Source organism: Amycolatopsis sp. cmx-8-4 (assembly GCF_046548675.1).
In the GTDB taxonomy this organism is placed as follows: domain Bacteria; phylum Actinomycetota; class Actinomycetes; order Mycobacteriales; family Pseudonocardiaceae; genus Amycolatopsis.
On sequence record NZ_JAEBDZ010000043.1, the window covers coordinates 45098 to 61711 of the forward strand.

The following is a 16614-nucleotide window of genomic DNA, read 5'->3' on the forward strand; positions in this document are numbered from 1 at the left end:
CGGCTACCGGCGCGCCCGGCGGTGCCGGACCGGCGCCGCCAGCCCGGCGAGATCGCTCCCGGCCTGCCGGCTGTACGGATGCTCCGGTCCGAGCACCCGCTGGTAGTCGGCGGTGACGGCGGTGAGCGTCTCGCGTGCCGGGCCCGGCTTGCCGGCCCTCGCCAACGCCAGGCCGAGGTTGCGCCGGGCGTTGAGCGTGCCCGTGTGGTCCGGGCCGAGCAGCCGGGTCCGGTCGCCGGCCGTGCGCTCGAACAGCTCCAGCGCCTCCCGGGTCTTCCCGGCGTCCAGCAGCGCCCGGGCCAGGAAGAGCCGCACCCGTACCGTCTCGAGGCTGTCCGCGGGCTGCTCGCGCTCGGCGGTGTCGCGCAGCCGCCGCAGCAGCCCGATCGCGTCGCCGTGGCGCCCGGCGGCCTGGTAGGCGGCGGCGCGGTACTGCCCCCACCACGGCGCGTCGGTCCGGGCCGCGTTCTCCTCGTGCAGTGCGATCCCCTCGGTGACCCGCCCGCACCGGACGAAGGTGCGGGCCAGCTCGCCCCGCGCGTTGACCGTCGACGGGTGATCCGGCCCGTGCACCCGGACGTTCTCCCGCAGGTTCTCCTCGAACACCGGCACCGCCGCCGCGAGCTCGCCGGCCGACCGGAGCGCGCTGCCGAGGTTGACCCGGGCGTGGAGCGCGGTCTGGTGGTCGGGCCCGGCCACCCGCAGCACGTCGGCGAGGTTGCCGCGGTGCACGGCGATCGCCCGGTCGAGCTGCCCGTGGCGCTCATGGTCGTAGCCGAGTGAATTGCGGGCGCTGAGCGTGCGCACGTCGTCCTCGCCGTACCACCGGGTCCGGCGCTCGACGAGCCGCTCGGAAAGGGCTACCGCCTCGCCGGTCCGTTCGCCGCGGACGCAGACCAGCCGCAGCGACCGCACCGCGCGGTCGACGTCGGCGTGCCCGGCGACAAGGTAGGCGTCGTGGTCGGCCAGCACCTCCTGCCCCAGCACCCGCGCTTCGGCGAGGGCGCCCGCCGCCGCGAGGTGGCCCACCGACCAGCGCCGCAGCCGCAGGATCCGCTCGAGCCGCGGCGTCAGCTCGACCGACGGCAGCGCGCGGAAGGTCCGCCACACCGCGCCGACGTGCTCGGCCAGGTCGTCGGGTGCGGAGCCGTCGCTCTCGTCCGAGCCCCCGGTTTCCTGCTCGAGCGCGTCGAAGGCCTGGTCGAGGGTGGCCGCCAGGCGTTCCTCGGCGTGCAGCCGGCTCAGGACGGCCCGCTGGGTGAGCCGGTGCATGGTGACGATCTCGCCGCTGACGTCGAAGCCGGCGATGGAGGCGCCGGTCAGGGCCCCGAGCGCGGCGTCGACCGCGACCGGATCGGGGCCGAGCCGGTGCGCCAGCTCGCGCCGGACGCCCCGGGGTGCCAGGAGGGCGACGAACTCGGCGATCGCCCGCGCCCGCCCGTCCCGGGCCGTCACCGCCCGCAGCGACTCCAGCGCCGTGTCCTCGACGCGAGCGGGGTACCCCTCGCCCGGCACCCGCTCCAGCAGCGCGTTGAGCGGCGCGTGCGGCAGCCGCTCCAGGTAGGTCGCGAAGGTGAGGCGCTGCCGCCGGATGACCCCGCCGGCCTGGGCGAGCGCCAGCGGCAGGCCGCCCAGCTCGCGGACGACGCCGGTCGCGGCCTCATCGGGTTCCCGGCCCGACCTCGCGCACAGGAAGCCGACGGCCTCGTCCTCGTCGAACCCGCCGACCGCGACGGTGCCGCCGAGGATCTCGAAGGCCTGCACGGTACTCGTGACGAGGACGCGGGCGCGGGCGGGCAGCCACCGGTTGAGCGCGTCGGGATCGGTCGCGTTGTCGAACACGACGACCGGCCGCTCGACCGTGTCCAGCCACGCCATCCCGGTGCGCGCGGCTGCTTCGGCGTCGACGACGGCGTCGGCCTGCCCGGCCCGGCGGGCCAGCTCGGCGTACGCCCGGACGATGTTCGCGGGATCGTCGGCGGTGACCCAGACCACCGTGGACCGCCCGTCGGCGGCGGCCGCGCGGGCGTACGCGGCGGCGAGGTGGGTCTTGCCGGCCCCGCGCCCGCCGAGCAGGACGCAGAACCCGCCGTCGTCGAAGGCGTCGTCGATCCGGGCCAGCAGCGGACCGCGGCGCACCGCCGAGAGCGGTTCACGGGGGAGGTCGCCGAGGACGAGCCGGGTGACCGCGGGCGAAGGCCGGTCGCGGGCCGGGGTCCGGCGCAGCTGCAGGTACGCGATGAGCGCCGCGACCAAGGCGATCACCGCACCCGCGACACCCAGCGTCACCTCGGCCTTCACCCGAGTCAGGTTAACCGCGCGGGCGGGGCGGGGCGGGCTACGGAAGGGTGACGCTTGACCCTGACGTCGCGTGAGGCACCACCGTGGTCCGGGCAAGGGCCACACCGGCCGCAGAGGAGGGGAAACGATGGGGCATCCCGTGGGCAAGGTCGCCGCACTCGCCGGGGTCACCGTCCGGACGCTGCACCACTACGACGAGATCGGCCTGCTCCGCCCGAGCGGGCGGACGCCGTCGGGGTACCGCAGCTACGGCGACGACGACCTCGACCGGCTGCAGCGCATCCTGTTCTACCGGGAGCTCGGGTTTCCCCTCGAGACGATCGCGACCCTCGTCGACGACCCCGGTATCGACGCCGACGCGCACCTCGAACGGCAGCGGGAGCTGCTGGTGGCGCGGATGGGCGAGCTGGGGCGGATGGTCGCGGCCGTCGATCGTGTGATGGAGGCGAGAGCCATGGGCAACGCGTTGACGCCCGAGGAGAAGTTCGAAGTGTTCGGTGGCTTCCAGGAGCCGGACGGTTACGCGGAGGAAGCGGCGCAGCGCTGGGGGAGCACGCCCGAGTGGCAGGGCGCGCCGGCATTGTCCAAGGAGGACTTGGCCGCGGGTGAGGCGGCGCGGCAGGACTGGGTGGGCCGGCTGAACGCCGTCCTCGACGCCGGTGCCGCGCCGGACAGCACCGACGCCACGGACCTGGCCGAGGAGCACCGGGTGATGCTCGGCCGGGTGATGGGGGAGTGCTCGTACGAGACCCAGCAACGGATCGGTGAGCTGTACGTCACCGAACCGGTGCAGCTGGGCTTCCTGATCCGCGAGGACGAGCAGCGCCCGGGCGCCGGCGCGTTCGTCCGCGACGCCATCAGGGCGAACGCGGTGCGCCGGGGCTAGCACTGCCCCGGGTGGGGGACGTGTCCCACCGGGCGGGAGGGTGGCGGGGGGAACGCTTACAGTCGAGGGTATGCAGACTTGGTCATCGGTCGACGTGCCCCGCATCCCCGGCACCCCCCGCCCGCTGCGGCTCCACGACACGGCCACCGGGCAGATCCGCCCGACCGCACCCGGCGCCACCGCCCGGATGTACGTCTGCGGCATCACGCCCTACGACGCCACGCACCTCGGGCACGCCGCGACGTACCTCGCCTTCGACCTGGTGAACCGGATCTGGCGGGACAACAGGCACGACGTCCACTACGTGCAGAACGTCACGGACATCGACGAGCCGCTGCTGGAGCGGGCCGCGCGCGACCAGGACGACTGGGTCGTGCTGGGCATGCGCGAGACGGCGCTGTTCCGCGAGGACATGACCGCGCTGCGGGTGATCCCGCCGAAGCAGTTCGTCGGCGCGGTGGAGAGCATCCCGGAGATCGTCGAGGTGATCGCGAAGCTGCTGGCCAACGGCAGCGCGTACCGGGCCGACGACGCCGACCACCCGGACGTCTACTTCGACCACACGGCGACCGGGAAGTTCGGTTACGAGTCCAACTACGACGCCGAGACCATGGCGAAGTTCTTCGCCGAGCGCGGCGGCGACCCCGACCGGGTGGGCAAGCGCCACCCGCTGGACGCGCTGCTGTGGCGGGTCGCCCGCGAGGGTGAGCCGTCGTGGGAGTCCGAGCTCGGCGCGGGCCGCCCGGGCTGGCACATCGAGTGCAGCGCGATCGCCGTCAACCGTCTCGGCCTCGGCTTCGACCTCCAGGGCGGCGGCTCCGACCTGATCTTCCCGCACCACGAGTACAGCGCGGCGCACGCCGAAGCCGTGGCCAAGGACGGCCAGTTCGCCCGCCACTACGTGCACGCGGGCATGATCGGCCTCGACGGCGAGAAGATGTCCAAGTCGCGCGGGAACCTGGTGTTCGTCTCGCGGCTGCGCGCCGACAAGGTCGACCCGGGCGCGATCCGGCTCGCCCTGTTCGCCGGCCACTACCGCGGCGACCGCGCGTGGACGGATTCCCTGCTCGCCGACGCCCAGACGCGGCTGGCGCGCTGGCGCGAGGCCGTCTCCCTCGCGACCGGCCCGGCCGCCGAGGACACGATCACGCGGCTGCGCGACCACCTCTCCGACGACCTCGACACGCCGAAGGCCCTCGCCGCGATCGACGCGTGGGCCAACGAGGCGCTGCGCCGCGACGGCACCGACCCCACGGCCCCCGGCCTCATCCGCATCGCGGTCGACGCCCTGCTCGGCATCACCCTCTGAAAAGCCGTGAAGGACTCCTTACCGGCCATAAGAGCCGGTAAGGAGTCCTTCACGGACTTTGTATAACGCTCTATACTGCGGCGGGGTGGCCGGCGGAAAGTTCAAGGTGGTCGCCCGTCCAGTCCCGGCGCAGCCAGCGGTCGTGGGACGCGATGACGACGGCGCCCGGCGCCGTGTCCAGCGCGGCGAACAGCTCTTCCGCCAGGGGCAGCGAAACGTGGTTCGTCGGCTCGTCCAGCAGCAGCACGTCCGGCGGTTCGGCGAGCAGGACCGCCAGCGCCAGCCGGCGGCGCTGACCGACCGAAAGCGCGCCGACCGGCAGTCCCAGGTCACGGGACGCCAGCAGACCCAGCCGGCTCAACGGGGGAGCGTCCTCGCCGAGCGCGTCCCGGTACACCTGGTGCGCGGTCCGCGCCGGGTCCGGGAACACGACGTCCTGCTCCAGCAGGCCGACGCGCACCCCGTGTCCGAAGTGGACCGTGCCGCTCGCCGGCGTCAGCTGTCCCGCGAGGACGGACAACAGCGTCGACTTCCCGGCGCCGTTCCCGCCGGTGACGAGCAGCCGGGCCGAGCCGTCGACGTCGAGCCGCGGCAGGTGCAGCCGGCCCGGGACTTCCAAGTCCCGCACCGAGATCGCCGGGCCGTCGCCCGCCGAGCGGCCGGTGAGCGCGGCCCGGAACCGCAGTGGCGCCGGGGGTTTGCGCACCTGGTCGCGTTCGAGGTGCTCGAGCCGCTGCTCGGCGTCGCGCACCCGCCGTGAGATCGTCTTCTGGACGCGGGCGCCCTTGAAGTTGTGGATGAACTTGTCGTTGTCCCGCGGCGCCCGGCCGTAGGCGACGTTCCGCGCGGTGACGGCGACCGTCTCGCGCAGTTCCTTCAGTTCCTCCTGCTCGTCGGCGAAGCGCTGCTCCCAGCGCGCCCGCTCGGCTTTCTTGTGCCCGAGGTAGCCGGTGTAGCTGCCGCCGTAGCGGACGGCGCCGCCGGCCTGGCTGCCGGCCGCGGCCGGGTCGAGGTCGACGATGTCCGTGCACACCGCGTCGAGGAAGACGCGGTCGTGCGAGGACAGCACCACGACCCCGGTCAGCTCCGCGAGGTGGCGTTCCAGGAACTCCATCGCGGCGTCGTCGAGGTGGTTGGTCGGCTCGTCCAGCAGCAGCGTCTCCGGCCGCCGGATCAGCAGCGCGGCCAGCCCGAGCCGCGAGCGCTGCCCGCCGGACATGGTGCCGAGGCGCCGGTCCGGCTCGATGCCGCCGAGGCCGAGCCCGTCGCAGACGAGCTTCGCGCGGCGGTCGGCGTCCCAGAGGTCGTGGGCCTGCGCCCACTCCAGGACCCGGCCGTACTCGTCGAGCACGGCCGCGTCGTCGGGCCGCGCGGCCATCGCCGTGGTCAGCTCGTCGAGCCGGACCGCGGCGGCGCGGATCTCGGCGAGGGCGTCGTCGACGACGTCGGCGAACGTCGCGTCCGGTGCGAAGGGCAGTTCCTGCAGCAGGAACCCGACGTCCGGACCGCGCAGGACCTCGCCGGAGCGGGGTTCTTCGAGCCCGGCGAGCAGCCGCAGCAGGGTGGACTTGCCGGTGCCGTTCTCACCGACCAGGCCGAGGCGCTGGCCGGCGGACGCGGTCAGCGAGACGCCGTCGAGCACCACGCGGGTGCCGTAGCCGAAGACGACATCCTTGGCCAGCAACGGAAAAACGAGAGTGGACATGCGCGATCACCGAGCCCGGAGGAGAAGATGCGGATATCCCGCCGGGCGTCGTGGCACGCGGGAGCGTCGGCTCGACCGGGTGCCGCCTCGGAAGCGGGATGGGCGCGATCAGTTCTTCATAGTGGAGCCAGGTTAACGCAACGACTGTAGAGTTAGTCAACTCGATATGGCCTGGGTCACATCCGGCAGCTGCGTGGTCGAGCGTTCGGCCGCGGCGGTGCCGTCCGTGAGGAACCCGAGCAGGGCGGTGAGCTGGCGCCGGTCCAGATGGGCGAGGCGCTCGCCGACGAACCGGGCCATCGGCGCGTACAGCTCCGCGAGCTCGGCCATCCGGTCCGGCAGCGGCCGGACGACGAGCCGGCGCCGGTCGGCGGGGTCGGGCGCGCGCTCGGCGAGCCGGTGCAGCGCCATCCGGTCGAGCAGCCGGGTGAACGCGCCGGTGGTCATGCCCAGCAGCCGGGCGAGCTCGGTCGGGGAGTCGCTGACGCCGCCGTGGAGCAGGTGCAGGCAGTGCAGCTCGGTGGGCGTGACGGCCATCCGCTCGGCGACCGCGGCGTGGAAGAGCGCGGTCGACCCCACGAACCGGGGGAGGGCGAGGGCGGCGGCGGTGGCGAGTTCGCGCTGGTCGGGCAACATCCATCCCAGGTTCGGTGACGACACAGTCACTGCTTCGCGCAGTCGCTGCCCGGCGAACGATAGCGGAGCCGGTTGACAAACGCGCAGGCGGGATCAACTATGAAAGAACACTTTCGAAACAATCCTTTCAGATAGGTGACCGATGGCCGAGCTGCCGCCGCGCAAGCGGGTCGAGGACGTCGAACTGCTGCGGGCGCTGTCCCACCCGCTGCGGTCGGCGCTGCTGCACCACCTGACCTCCGTCGGCCCGCGCACCGCGAGCGAGTGCGCGGAGGCCGTCGGGTCGACCGCGTCCAACTGCAGCTGGCACCTGCGTCAGCTCGCGCAGTACGGCCTGGTCGAGCGGGCGGACGCCGAAGACGGCCGGGAGCGCCCGTGGCGGGCCCGGCAGGTCGGGCTCGACCTCGGCGACATCGACGACGACCCGGTCCGCCGGGCGGCCCAGCTCGGGGTGGTCGGCGCGAGCCTCGCCAACGAGCAGGAGCTGACCCAGCGCTACCTCGACTCGCTGGACGACCTCGACCCGGCGTGGCGGTCCGCGGCCGGGCTGAGCAGCTACTCGCTGCGCGTCACGCCGGAGGAGCTGACCCGGCTCTCGCACGCGATCGACGCACTGGTCCGGCCCTACGTCGGCGCGATCCGGACGGACGCGCCGCCCGGCGCGCGCCCGGTGCACGTCGGCGTGCGCGCGTTCCCGCGCATCGAACACTCGGGGAAGGCGGAGGAATGAAGCAGCTGCTGGGGGTACCCGCGTTCGCGCGGTTGTGGGTGGCCGCGTTCTTCGGCGAGACGGCCGAGTGGATGCTGCAGGTCGCGCTGCCGGTCTACGTCTTCCAGCGCACCGGGTCCGCGGCGTCGACGGCGCTCAGCATCGTGCTCGGCCTGCTGCCCGCGGTGCTGCTCAGCCCGGTCGCCGGCGTGATGGCCGACCGCTGGAACCGGCGGGCGGTGCTCTTCGGCGTCTGCTGCGGCCTCGCCGTCGTCGCGCTGCCGCTGCTGGCCGAGCCGGGGATCGCCGTGGTGTACGCGGTGATGGCGGCTCAGGCGGCGCTCGCGTCGGTGTTCGAGCCGGCGCGCAACGCGCTGGTCCCGGAGCTGGTCGGCGTCGAGGAGGTCACCGGCGCGAACGGGCTGATGAGCGTGAACGGCAGCGTCGCCCGGCTGGCCGGCGGCTGGGCCGGGGGCGCGCTGCTGGGCTTCGGGGGACTCGCGGACGTCATCACCGGCTACTTGATCGTGCTGGTCGTCGCCGCGGCGCTGCTGGCGAAGCCGTTCCGCCGGGTGAGCGCGCCCGTGCCGGCCGCAGCACCCGAACCGGTCGTGCGGGCGTGGCTGGACGGGCTGCGGGAGCTCACGCACAACCGCCGGTTGTGGCGGACCGGGCTCGCCGTGGTGCTCACCTCGCTGGCCCAGGGCATGTTCCTGGTGCTGTTCGTGGTGTTCGTGCTGCAGGTGCTCCGCGGCAGCGAGGCCGACGCGGGCCTGCTGCGGGGTGTGCAGGCGGTCGGCGGGCTCGCGGCGGGTTTCGCCATCGCGACCGTGGCGCGCCGGGTGGCGCCGGCGAGGCTGCTGGGCTGGGGCTCGATCGTGCTGGGCCTGGTCTCCGCGGTGATCTGGAACCTGGCGCTGGCGACGACCGCGCTGGGCGTCTACGTGGGGCTGTTCGTGCTGGTGGGCGCACCCGGCGTGGTCGTCGGCGCCGGCGTGCTGTCGGAGATCCAGAGCGCGGTCGCGCCGGAGCGGGCGGGCCGGGTGCTGAGCACGACGTTCGCCGTCATGGCGACGTTCAGCACCATCGGCGCGCTGGCGGCCGGGACGCTGGTCGCGACGACCGGGCCCGCGGCGCTGCTCGACGTCCAGGCCGGGGTCTACGTCCTCGCCGGCGTCCTGATGCTCGTGCGGAAATCCCGCCGAATCACCCGGTTCGGGGACGTCGGGGAAACGGTGGTGGCTACGGTGGAGGGGTGCCGCACCTCTTCGCCACCAGCGACCTCCACGTGACCCACGAGGGCAACGGCCCGATCCTCGACTCCGTCGTGCCCGAGACGCCCGAAGACTGGCTGCTCGTGGCGGGCGACGTCGCCGAGCGGGCCGACGTCACGATCGCGACGCTGAAGACGTTGCGCGAGCGGTTCGCGAAGGTCGTCTGGGTGCCGGGCAACCACGAGCTGTGGACCACGAAGAACGACGACTGCCAGCTGCGCGGCCAGGCGCGCTACGAGCACCTCGTCGAGGGGTGCCGCGAGATCGGCGTGCTCACCCCCGAGGACGAGTACCCGGTGTGGCAGCACGGTTCGCGGCCGCTGACGATCGCGCCGCTGTTCCTGCTCTACGACTACAGCTGGCGGACCCCGGCGGCGGAGGGCAAGTCGCTGGAGGAGGCGCTGCGCCAGGCCCGCGAGGCCGGCGTGGTCTGCACCGACGAGTACTTCCTGCACCCGGACCCGTACCCCAGCCGCCAGGCCTGGTGCGCCGAGCGGCTGAAGATCAGCACCGAGCGGCTCGACGCGATCCCCGAAGACCACGGCACGATCCTGATGTCGCACTGGCCGCTGCACCGCCACCCGACCGCGCCGCTGTACTGGCCGGAGTTCGCGTTGTGGTGCGGTTCGACCAAGACCGAGGACTGGCACCTGCGCTACCGCGCGGAGATCGCGGTGTACGGCCACCTGCACATCCCGCGCACCACCGAAGCCGACGGCGTCCGCTTCGAAGAGGTCTCGCTGGGCTACCCGCGCGAGTGGCGCAAGCGCGCCCGGGGCGCGGTGCCGATGCGCCGCATCCTCTGGCCCGCCTGAGCCGGGCTGCGCGGACCCCGGGCCGCACTTTCATAGGGAAAGTGATCCGGAGTTACGACCTCCGCATCCGTGTTCACTCGAATGAGCGGAGCCGTTCCGGTGCCGTGCGGGCTTCGGTCGGCGACCTCCGGTCGGCCGCGATGGTCGCGCGGATCGCCTCGCCGGCGCGGGGCGCGGGTGCCGATGCGGCCCCGTCAGGACTCGGCGCGGCGGCGCTCCCTGAGTGCGCGGACGCGGCCGCGGCTGGCGCACGCCGGTGACGGGCACCAGCGGCGTCGCCCGCCCGGGTCGGCGAACACGCCCCGGCAATCCTGCTCCGGGCAGGCACGCAGGTCGGCGCGCAGGGGTCCGGTGAGCCAGTCGGCCGCCTGCAGCGCGAGCCTGCTCAAGGCGTCGGCCACCGTCGGCGGGGCACTGCGGTGGAGCCGGCCGAGCGCGGCCAGGTGCATCGGCTCGGCCCGGAAGAACGCCGTCAGCGCCTGTACCTGATCGGCCCGCGGCGCCACACCGTCGACCGCGCCGAGCGCCAGTTCTCGCACCGCTTCGCGCAGCCGGTGCGCCGCGTCGAGATCGGCGTCGGTGACCAGCGCGAGCGGCGTCAGCCCGACTTCGGCGAGCCACTCGGCCAGCCGCTCCCGTGTCGGCATCCGTTCCACCGGGCTCGCCCCGAAGTGACGGCCGCGGGTGGCCATGAGGTCGAGCCAGGGGGCGCCGCTGTCGAAGCGGAAGGCGTGGTCGTCGGACATGCTCGCATTGTAACGGGTCAGCCGTTACACTCGACGGTATGACCGGTGAACCGCGGGTCCGGACGGTGCTGGGTAACATCGACCCGGCCGAACTGGGCGTGACGAACGCGCACGACCACCTCTTCTTCGCGTCGAAACTGCTGCCGGGCCAGGAGCTGGACGACCCGGCCGCCGCGGCCGAGGAGCTGCTGCACTTCAAGGTCGCCGGCGGCGCGGCGCTGGTCCAGTGGACGCCGTACGGCCTCACGCGCCGGACCCGGGAACTCGCCTGGATGTCGCGGGAGATCGGCGTGCACGTGGTCGCGGCCACCGGCCTGCACCGGGCCGAGCACTACGCGCCGACCCTGCTCGGCCGGGTGGTCGACGACCTGGTGCAGGTGTTCGTCGCCGACCTGACCGAGGGCACCCAGCCCGCCGACCTGCCGGACGAGCCGCGCACCGGCCCGCGTGCCGGGCTGGTCAAGGTCGCCGGCGCGTTCCACACGATCGACGCGCACGCCCGGCTGACCATGACCGCCGCCGCGGTCGCCCACCAGGAGACCGGCGCCACCATCGCCGTGCACCTGGAGCTCGGCACCGCGGCCCTCGAGACCGTCCACCTGCTGTGCGAGCAGCTCGACGTCCCCCCGGACCGGGTGATCCTCGGGCACCTCAACCGCAACCCTGACGTCCGGATCCAGCGGGAGATCGCCGAGACCGGCGTGTTCCTGGGCTTCGACGGCCCGTCCCGGGCCAACCACGCCACCGACTGGCGGCTCTTCGACGGCCTGGAAGCGCTCGTCGACGCCGGCCACGGCGGGCAGATCCTGCTGGGCGGCGACACCACGACGGCCGCGGCCCGGCTGGTCACCGGCGGCGGACCGGGCGCGCCCTACCTGCTCTCGACGCTCGCCCCGCGGCTGACCAAGCTGCTCGGCGGCGACGTCGTCACGGCCATGCTGGTGGCGAACCCCGCCCGGGCGTTCGCCACCAGCTGGCTCGAGTGACTCAGCGGAGGCCGAAGCCTTCCTGGCCCCCGTTGCCGCCGCGGCCGCGGCGGCGCAGGTAGCGCTCGAACTCGGCCGCGATCTTGTCGCCGCTGACGTCCTGCTCCGCGACCTCGGTCTGCGCGTCGCCGCGCTCCTCGAGCCCGCGGACGTACTCGCTGATCTCTTCGTCCTCGTCGGCCATCTCGCTGACCGTGCGCTGCCACTCCTCGGACTGCTCCGGCAGCGCGCCCAGCGGGATCTCGACGTCGAGGATGTCCTCCAGCTTGTGCAGCAGCGCCAGCGTCGCCTTCGGGGACGGCGGGTGCGACACGTAGTGCGGCACCGCGGCCCAGATCGAGACGGCCGGGATGCCGGCCTGGACGCAGTAGTCCTGCAGGATCCCGACGATGCCGGTCGGACCCTGGTAGTTGTTCAGGTCGAGCCCGTAGAGCGACGCGGTGTCCTTGTCGTACGCCGTCCCGGTGACCGGGACGGGCCGGGTGTGCGCCGTGTCGGCGAGCAGCGCGCCCAGCGTCACCACGGTCGCGACGTCCAGCTGCTGGATGTGTTCGAGCAGTTCGGCGCAGAAGGCGCGCCAGCGCATGTTCGGCTCGGGACCCTGCACGAGGACCACGTCGCGGTCGAACCCGTCGGGGCGGCACACCGACAACGTCGTCGTCGGCCAGTCGACGCGGCGGGTGACGCCGTCGACCATGCGGACCGTGGGCCTGCTGACCTGGAAGTCGTAGTAGTCGTCCGGTTCCAGCTCGGCCAGTGGTGTGGCGTCCCAGTTGAGCTGCAGGTGCTCCACGGCGCGGCTGGCCGCGTCACCTGCGTCGTTCCAGCCTTCGAAGGCGACCACCATCAAGGGCCGGGAGGGTTCGGGGCGGTCGCCAGGCGGCCGCGGGGTCTCGTCGACGGGCTCACTCACCGGACCAGCCTACGACCACCGGGCCCAGGCTGTTCAGCACGTCCGGCGGCCTGTCGCCGCCGTTTCCCGGCGTCACCCGTCCGGACGGCGCAGCGCCGGCCTTCCCCCGGCGGTGTGGCGGGCGCCTCAGCCGCCCCGTTGGCCGTCGAGGAGTTCTCCCGGCTCGGCTACCGTGGAGTGCGGGGACCGCGCCCGGAGCGGAAACCCGGCACTTCACCACCCGACCCTGGAGAGGGATCCACTGTGGACGGTCTCGACGCCGTGTTGTTCGACATGGACGGAACACTGGTCGATTCCGAGAAGCTGTGGGACGTCGCGCTGTACGAGACGGCGGAAGCCCTCGGTGGCAAGCTCTCCGAAGAGACGCGGATGACGCTCGTCGGGTCCAACATGGACGACACGGCCGCCTGCCTGCTGGAAGTCGCCGGCCGCGAGGTGACGCCCGAGGCGATCATCGAAGCGGGCGTGCTGATCCGGCGCCGCACGGCCGGGCTGTTCGACGACGCGCTGCCGTGGCGCCCCGGGGCCCGCGAAGTGCTGGCCGCGGTGCGCGCGGCGGGCCTGCGCTCGGCCCTGGTCACCTCCACCGAGCGGGACCTGACCGAGCTGGCGCTGAACACCATCGGCCGCGAGTTCTTCGACGTCTCCGTGTGCGGCGACGAGGTCGAGGGGTTCAACAAGCCGCACCCGCGCCCGTACCTCAAGGCCGCCGAGCTGCTCGGCGTCGCGCCCGGGCGCTGCGTCGCGATCGAGGACTCGCCGCCGGGCACCGCGTCGGCGGTCGCCGCCGGCTGCACGGTGCTGGTGATCCCGAACGACGTCGAGGTCGAGCCGGGGGAGCGGCGCGTCTTCCGCGACACGCTCGTGGGGGTCGACGCGCGGGCGCTGACGGCCCTGCTGGGCTGAGCACGCCCATGTCGCTTTTCCGCTAGCCGAGGCGCGCGGACTCGGCGATGCTGGGGGCGTGCACGAAGACTTCGAGCGGTGCGTACGGGCCGTGCAGGCGAAAGACGCCCGGTTCGACGGGTGGTTCTTCACAGCGGTCGTGACGACCCGGATCTACTGCCGGCCCAGCTGCCCGGTGGTACCGCCCAAACCGCGGAACATGACCTTCTACCCGAGCGCCGCGGCCGCCCAGCAGGCCGGCTTCCGGGCGTGCAAGCGCTGCCGCCCGGACGCCAGCCCCGGCTCGCCGCTGTGGAACGAGCGCGCGGACCTCGTCGCCCGGGCGATGCGGCTGATCGCCGACGGCGTCGTCGACACCGAGGGCGTCCGCGGGCTGGCCGCCCGGCTCGGCTACAGCGTCCGGCAGGTCGAGCGCCAGGTCCTGGCGGAGCTCGGCGCCGGGCCGCTGGCCCTGGCCCGGGCCCAGCGCGCGCAGACCGCGCGGACGCTCATCGAGACGACCACGCTGCCGATGACCGAGCTGGCCCTGGCCGCCGGGTTCGGCAGCATCCGGACGTTCAACGACACCGTCCGCGAGGTGTTCGCGCTCTCGCCGACCGAGCTGCGCACCCGGGCGAAGGGCAAGCCCAGCAGCGCGGCCGGGGCGATCGAGCTGCGGCTGCCCTTCCGCAAGCCGCTGTGCCCGGACAACCTGTTCGGGCACCTGGTGGCCACCGGCGTGCCGGGCGTGGAGGAGTGGCGCGACGGCGCCTACCGCCGCACGCTGCGGCTGCCGCGCGGCCACGGCGTCGTCGCGCTGCGCCCCGAAAACGGCCACATCGCCTGCCGGCTGACCCTCGCCGACCTGCGTGACCTTCCGGCCGCCACCAGCCGCTGCCGCCGCCTGCTCGACCTCGACGCGGACCCGGAAGCCGTCGACGACCAGCTCGCCACCGACCCGCTGCTGGCCCCGCTGGTCGCGGCCGCGCCGGGCCGCCGCGTCCCGCGCACGGTCGACGGCGCCGAGTTCGCCGTCCGCGCGGTGCTCGGCCAGCAGGTGTCGACGGCCGCCGCGCGCACTCACGCCGCCCGGCTCGTCGTCGCGCACGGCACCCCGATCGAAGACCCCGAAGGCGGCCTGACGCACCTCTTCCCGTCTCCCGAGGCGCTGGCCGACCTCGACCCGGAAACGCTCGCCATGCCGCGCAGCCGCCGTCGCACGCTGCTCGCCCTGGTCGAGGCGCTGACCGACGGTGGCCTCGATCTCGGCGCGGGCAGCGACTGGGCCGGGACCCGCGCCGCGCTGAACGCGTTGCCCGGCTTCGGGCCGTGGACCGTCGAGAGCATCGCGATGCGCTCGCTCGGCGACCCGGACGCGTTCCTGCCCACCGACCTCGGCATCAAGTACGCGGCGGAGACGCTCGGCCTCGGCGGCCCGGCGGCCGTCGTCGCGCGGTCCGCGGCGTGGCGCCCGTGGCGCGCGTACGCCACCCAGCACCTGTGGGCCACCGGCGACCACGCCATCAACCGCATGCCCGCCGCCTGACCCACCCACGACAGGAGAATCATGCGTTCCCACACGGTGGTGGACAGCCCGTGCGGCCCACTCACCCTCGTCGCCCAAGGCGACGCGCTCTGCGGGCTGTACATGGTCCGGCAGCGCCATCGCCCGGACGAGCTCACGTTCGGCGAACCCGACCCGGGCGCGGAGATCTTCCTGCGGGCCGAAACCGAGCTGAAGCAGTACTTCGCCGGGCAGCGCCACGAGTTCGAGGTGCCGCTCACCTTCGTCGGCACGCCGTTCCAGCAACGGGTCTGGGCCGCGCTGCGGGAGATCCCTTACGGCAGCACCACTTCCTACGGCGAGCTCGCCGACCGGCTGGGGCAGCCCACGGCGTCGCGCGCGGTCGGGCTGGCCAACGGCAAGAACCCGGTCAGCATCATCGTTCCCTGCCACCGGGTCGTCGGCGCGAGTGGTTCGCTGACCGGCTACGGCGGCGGCCTCGAACGGAAGCGCTATCTGCTGGACTTCGAACAGGAGCACGAAGCCCGCTTCTGACCAGCGTCGATCCCATCCCTCGGGAGCCGATGTCCACGGAGGTGTGACATCGGCGGCACCGGGACCGGCCCGGGGCGGCGTCACCCCGGCCGGGGTGGAAGGATCTGCAGACCGTGAAGACCTTCGATGAGCTGTTCGCGGAGCTTGCCGAGCGCGCGCGTACCCGTCCCGACGGGTCCGGCACCGTCGCCGCCCTGGACGCCGGAGTGCACGCCCAGGGCAAGAAGGTGCTGGAGGAAGCCGGCGAGGTGTGGATCGCCGCCGAGCACGAGTCCGACGACCGGCTCGCCGAGGAGATCTCCCAGCTGCTGTACCGGCTGCAGGTGCTGATGCTCGGCCGCGGTCTGTCGACCGAGGACGTCTACCGCTACCTGTGACGGTTGCGCGACGAACACTGCCCGCCGATTGAGGAGAAAAGCGAAATGCTGCGTGTTGCCGTGCCGAACAAGGGAGCCCTCGCCGCCACGGCGACGGAGATGCTCGGCGAGGCGGGCTACCGGAAGCGGCATGAGCAGCGCGACCTGACGATCCTCGACACGGTCAACGAGGTCGAGTTCTTCTTCCTGCGCCCCAAGGACATCGCGATCTACGTCGGCTCCGGCGATCTCGACCTCGGTATCACCGGCCGCGACCTCGCGCTCGACTCGGGCGCGCCGGTCGAGGAAATCCAGGCCCTCGGTTTCGGCGGCTCGACGTTCCGCTACGCGGCCCCGGCGGGCCAGGACTGGAAGCCGGCCGACCTGCAGGGCAAGCGGCTCGCCACGTCGTACCCGCGGCTGGTGCGCGAGGACCTCGCCCGCCACGGCGTCACCGCCGAGGTGATCCGCCTCGACGGCGCGGTCGAGATCTCGATCCAGCTCGGGGTCGCGGACGCGATCGCCGACGTCGTCGAGTCCGGCCGCTCGCTGCGCCAGAACAACCTGGTGGCCTTCGGCGACCCGATCTGCGTGTCGGAAGCCGTGCTGCTGCAGCGCAAGGGCACCGAGCAGAGCAAGGCGAAGAGCCAGCTCGCGGCGCGGCTGCGCGGGGTCGTGTTCGCCCAGCAGTACCTGATGCTGGACTACGACTGCCCGCGGACGCTCGTCGAGCGCGCCATCGCCATCACGCCGGGCCTGGAGTCGCCGACGGTGGCCCCGCTCGCCGACGACGACTGGGTGGCGGTGCGCGCGATGGTCTCGCGCAAGGACGTCAACCGCGTCATGGACGAACTGGCCGAGGTGGGCGCGAAGGCGATCCTGGCCTCGGACATCCGTTCCTGCCGCCTCTGAGCCCTGCCGTCGTGAGTGTTCAGGGCGGGGGGGGAAGAGCGTCGTGGAGGGAAAGGGGGGGGGGGGGGGGGGGGGGGGGGGGGGGGGGGGGGGGGGGGGGGGGGGGGGGGGGGGGGGGGGGG

At 73.4% G+C, this 16614-nt stretch carries 16 protein-coding genes; 11 read left to right on the plus strand and 5 right to left on the minus strand.

Annotated elements, in window-relative coordinates; translation table 11 throughout:
* Window positions 1-3: 3 nt before the first annotated feature.
* Window positions 4-2301, minus strand: a complete 2298-nt coding sequence (locus tag ACLJQZ_RS44810; RefSeq protein WP_410627437.1) for a tetratricopeptide repeat protein — start codon at window positions 2299-2301, stop codon at window positions 4-6.
* Window positions 2302-2428: 127 nt separating this feature from the next.
* On the opposite strand from ACLJQZ_RS44810, the gene ACLJQZ_RS44815 reads away from it, so the two are divergent.
* Both ACLJQZ_RS44815 and mshC read left to right on the plus strand, forming a co-directional pair.
* On the plus strand, window positions 2429-3187 hold the full coding sequence (locus ACLJQZ_RS44815) for a MerR family transcriptional regulator (protein WP_410627439.1): 759 nt from the start codon (window positions 2429-2431) through the stop codon (window positions 3185-3187).
* Between the two features lie 70 nt (window positions 3188-3257).
* Window positions 3258-4496 (plus strand): cysteine--1-D-myo-inosityl 2-amino-2-deoxy-alpha-D-glucopyranoside ligase, encoded by a 1239-nt coding sequence (mshC, locus tag ACLJQZ_RS44820; protein ID WP_410627441.1) that lies wholly within the window; start codon window positions 3258-3260, stop codon window positions 4494-4496.
* Between the two features lie 70 nt (window positions 4497-4566).
* Here mshC and ACLJQZ_RS44825 read toward each other — a convergent pair whose 3' ends face one another.
* A complete protein-coding gene (locus ACLJQZ_RS44825; protein ID WP_410627443.1) occupies window positions 4567-6201 on the minus strand; it encodes an ABC-F family ATP-binding cassette domain-containing protein in 1635 nt (544 codons plus the stop codon).
* A gap of 156 nt (window positions 6202-6357) precedes the next feature.
* The gene (locus ACLJQZ_RS44830; RefSeq protein WP_326951542.1) at window positions 6358-6834 is read right to left on the minus strand and encodes a MarR family winged helix-turn-helix transcriptional regulator; all 477 of its coding nucleotides are present in this window, start codon (window positions 6832-6834) and stop codon (window positions 6358-6360) included.
* A gap of 145 nt (window positions 6835-6979) precedes the next feature.
* On the opposite strand from ACLJQZ_RS44830, the gene ACLJQZ_RS44835 reads away from it, so the two are divergent.
* Genes ACLJQZ_RS44835 through ACLJQZ_RS44845 form a run of 3 tightly spaced genes read left to right on the plus strand, consistent with a single transcriptional unit; the run spans window position 6980 to window position 9635 of the window.
* Window positions 6980-7567: a helix-turn-helix domain-containing protein gene (locus ACLJQZ_RS44835; protein WP_326953211.1), complete on the plus strand. Its 588-nt coding sequence runs from the start codon at window positions 6980-6982 to the stop codon at window positions 7565-7567.
* A complete protein-coding gene (locus ACLJQZ_RS44840; RefSeq protein ID WP_410627445.1) occupies window positions 7564-8838 on the plus strand; it encodes an MFS transporter in 1275 nt (424 codons plus the stop codon). Before ACLJQZ_RS44835 ends, ACLJQZ_RS44840 begins: the two co-directional genes overlap by 4 nt.
* Complete coding sequence (locus ACLJQZ_RS44845; RefSeq protein WP_410627447.1) at window positions 8802-9635, plus strand: metallophosphoesterase family protein; 834 nt, start codon at window positions 8802-8804, stop codon at window positions 9633-9635. The genes ACLJQZ_RS44840 and ACLJQZ_RS44845 overlap by 37 nt, the downstream gene beginning before the upstream one ends.
* A gap of 194 nt (window positions 9636-9829) precedes the next feature.
* Here ACLJQZ_RS44845 and ACLJQZ_RS44850 read toward each other — a convergent pair whose 3' ends face one another.
* Window positions 9830-10381 (minus strand): CGNR zinc finger domain-containing protein, encoded by a 552-nt coding sequence (locus ACLJQZ_RS44850; RefSeq protein WP_410627449.1) that lies wholly within the window; start codon window positions 10379-10381, stop codon window positions 9830-9832.
* A gap of 38 nt (window positions 10382-10419) precedes the next feature.
* On the opposite strand from ACLJQZ_RS44850, the gene ACLJQZ_RS44855 reads away from it, so the two are divergent.
* Window positions 10420-11367 carry a phosphotriesterase gene (locus ACLJQZ_RS44855; protein ID WP_410627451.1) on the plus strand — a complete coding sequence of 316 codons (948 nt, stop codon included), beginning with the start codon at window positions 10420-10422 and terminating at the stop codon, window positions 11365-11367.
* Window position 11368: 1 nt separating this feature from the next.
* On the opposite strand, the gene ACLJQZ_RS44860 is transcribed toward ACLJQZ_RS44855, so the two are convergent.
* The gene (locus ACLJQZ_RS44860; protein ID WP_247051910.1) at window positions 11369-12280 is read right to left on the minus strand and encodes a PAC2 family protein; all 912 of its coding nucleotides are present in this window, start codon (window positions 12278-12280) and stop codon (window positions 11369-11371) included.
* A gap of 273 nt (window positions 12281-12553) precedes the next feature.
* On the opposite strand from ACLJQZ_RS44860, the gene ACLJQZ_RS44865 reads away from it, so the two are divergent.
* The 5 genes from ACLJQZ_RS44865 (at window position 12554) to hisG (ending at window position 16492) form a co-directional block, all read left to right on the plus strand.
* Window positions 12554-13186, plus strand: coding sequence for an HAD family hydrolase (locus ACLJQZ_RS44865; RefSeq protein WP_410627465.1), 633 nt, complete (start codon window positions 12554-12556; stop codon window positions 13184-13186).
* Between the two features lie 58 nt (window positions 13187-13244).
* Window positions 13245-14711, plus strand: a complete 1467-nt coding sequence (locus ACLJQZ_RS44870) for an AlkA N-terminal domain-containing protein (protein ID WP_410627453.1) — start codon at window positions 13245-13247, stop codon at window positions 14709-14711.
* A gap of 21 nt (window positions 14712-14732) precedes the next feature.
* Window positions 14733-15224 carry a methylated-DNA--[protein]-cysteine S-methyltransferase gene (locus ACLJQZ_RS44875; RefSeq protein WP_410627455.1) on the plus strand — a complete coding sequence of 164 codons (492 nt, stop codon included), beginning with the start codon at window positions 14733-14735 and terminating at the stop codon, window positions 15222-15224.
* A gap of 113 nt (window positions 15225-15337) precedes the next feature.
* A complete protein-coding gene (locus ACLJQZ_RS44880; protein WP_247051907.1) occupies window positions 15338-15601 on the plus strand; it encodes a phosphoribosyl-ATP diphosphatase in 264 nt (87 codons plus the stop codon).
* 45 nt (window positions 15602-15646) lie between these two features.
* On the plus strand, window positions 15647-16492 hold the full coding sequence (hisG, locus tag ACLJQZ_RS44885; RefSeq protein WP_326949716.1) for an ATP phosphoribosyltransferase: 846 nt from the start codon (window positions 15647-15649) through the stop codon (window positions 16490-16492).
* The last annotated feature ends 122 nt before the right edge of the window (window positions 16493-16614 follow it).

Excerpts from the sequence above, each read along its gene's own strand:
- ACLJQZ_RS44825 (WP_410627443.1), bottom strand. The coding sequence starts at position 6,201 with ATGTCCACTCTCGTTTTTCCGTTGCTGGCCAAGGATGTCGTCTTCGGC.
- ACLJQZ_RS44850 (WP_410627449.1), bottom strand. The coding sequence starts at position 10,381 with ATGTCCGACGACCACGCCTTCCGCTTCGACAGCGGCGCCCCCTGGCTC.
- ACLJQZ_RS44840 (WP_410627445.1), top strand. The coding sequence starts at position 7,564 with ATGAAGCAGCTGCTGGGGGTACCCGCGTTCGCGCGGTTGTGGGTGGCC.
- ACLJQZ_RS44865 (WP_410627465.1), top strand. The coding sequence starts at position 12,554 with ATGGACGGAACACTGGTCGATTCCGAGAAGCTGTGGGACGTCGCGCTG.
- ACLJQZ_RS44835 (WP_326953211.1), top strand. The coding sequence starts at position 6,980 with ATGGCCGAGCTGCCGCCGCGCAAGCGGGTCGAGGACGTCGAACTGCTG.
- ACLJQZ_RS44855 (WP_410627451.1), top strand. The coding sequence starts at position 10,420 with ATGACCGGTGAACCGCGGGTCCGGACGGTGCTGGGTAACATCGACCCG.
- ACLJQZ_RS44875 (WP_410627455.1), top strand. The coding sequence starts at position 14,733 with ATGCGTTCCCACACGGTGGTGGACAGCCCGTGCGGCCCACTCACCCTC.
- mshC (WP_410627441.1), top strand. The coding sequence starts at position 3,258 with ATGCAGACTTGGTCATCGGTCGACGTGCCCCGCATCCCCGGCACCCCC.
- hisG (WP_326949716.1), top strand. The coding sequence starts at position 15,647 with ATGCTGCGTGTTGCCGTGCCGAACAAGGGAGCCCTCGCCGCCACGGCG.
- ACLJQZ_RS44815 (WP_410627439.1), top strand. The coding sequence starts at position 2,429 with ATGGGGCATCCCGTGGGCAAGGTCGCCGCACTCGCCGGGGTCACCGTC.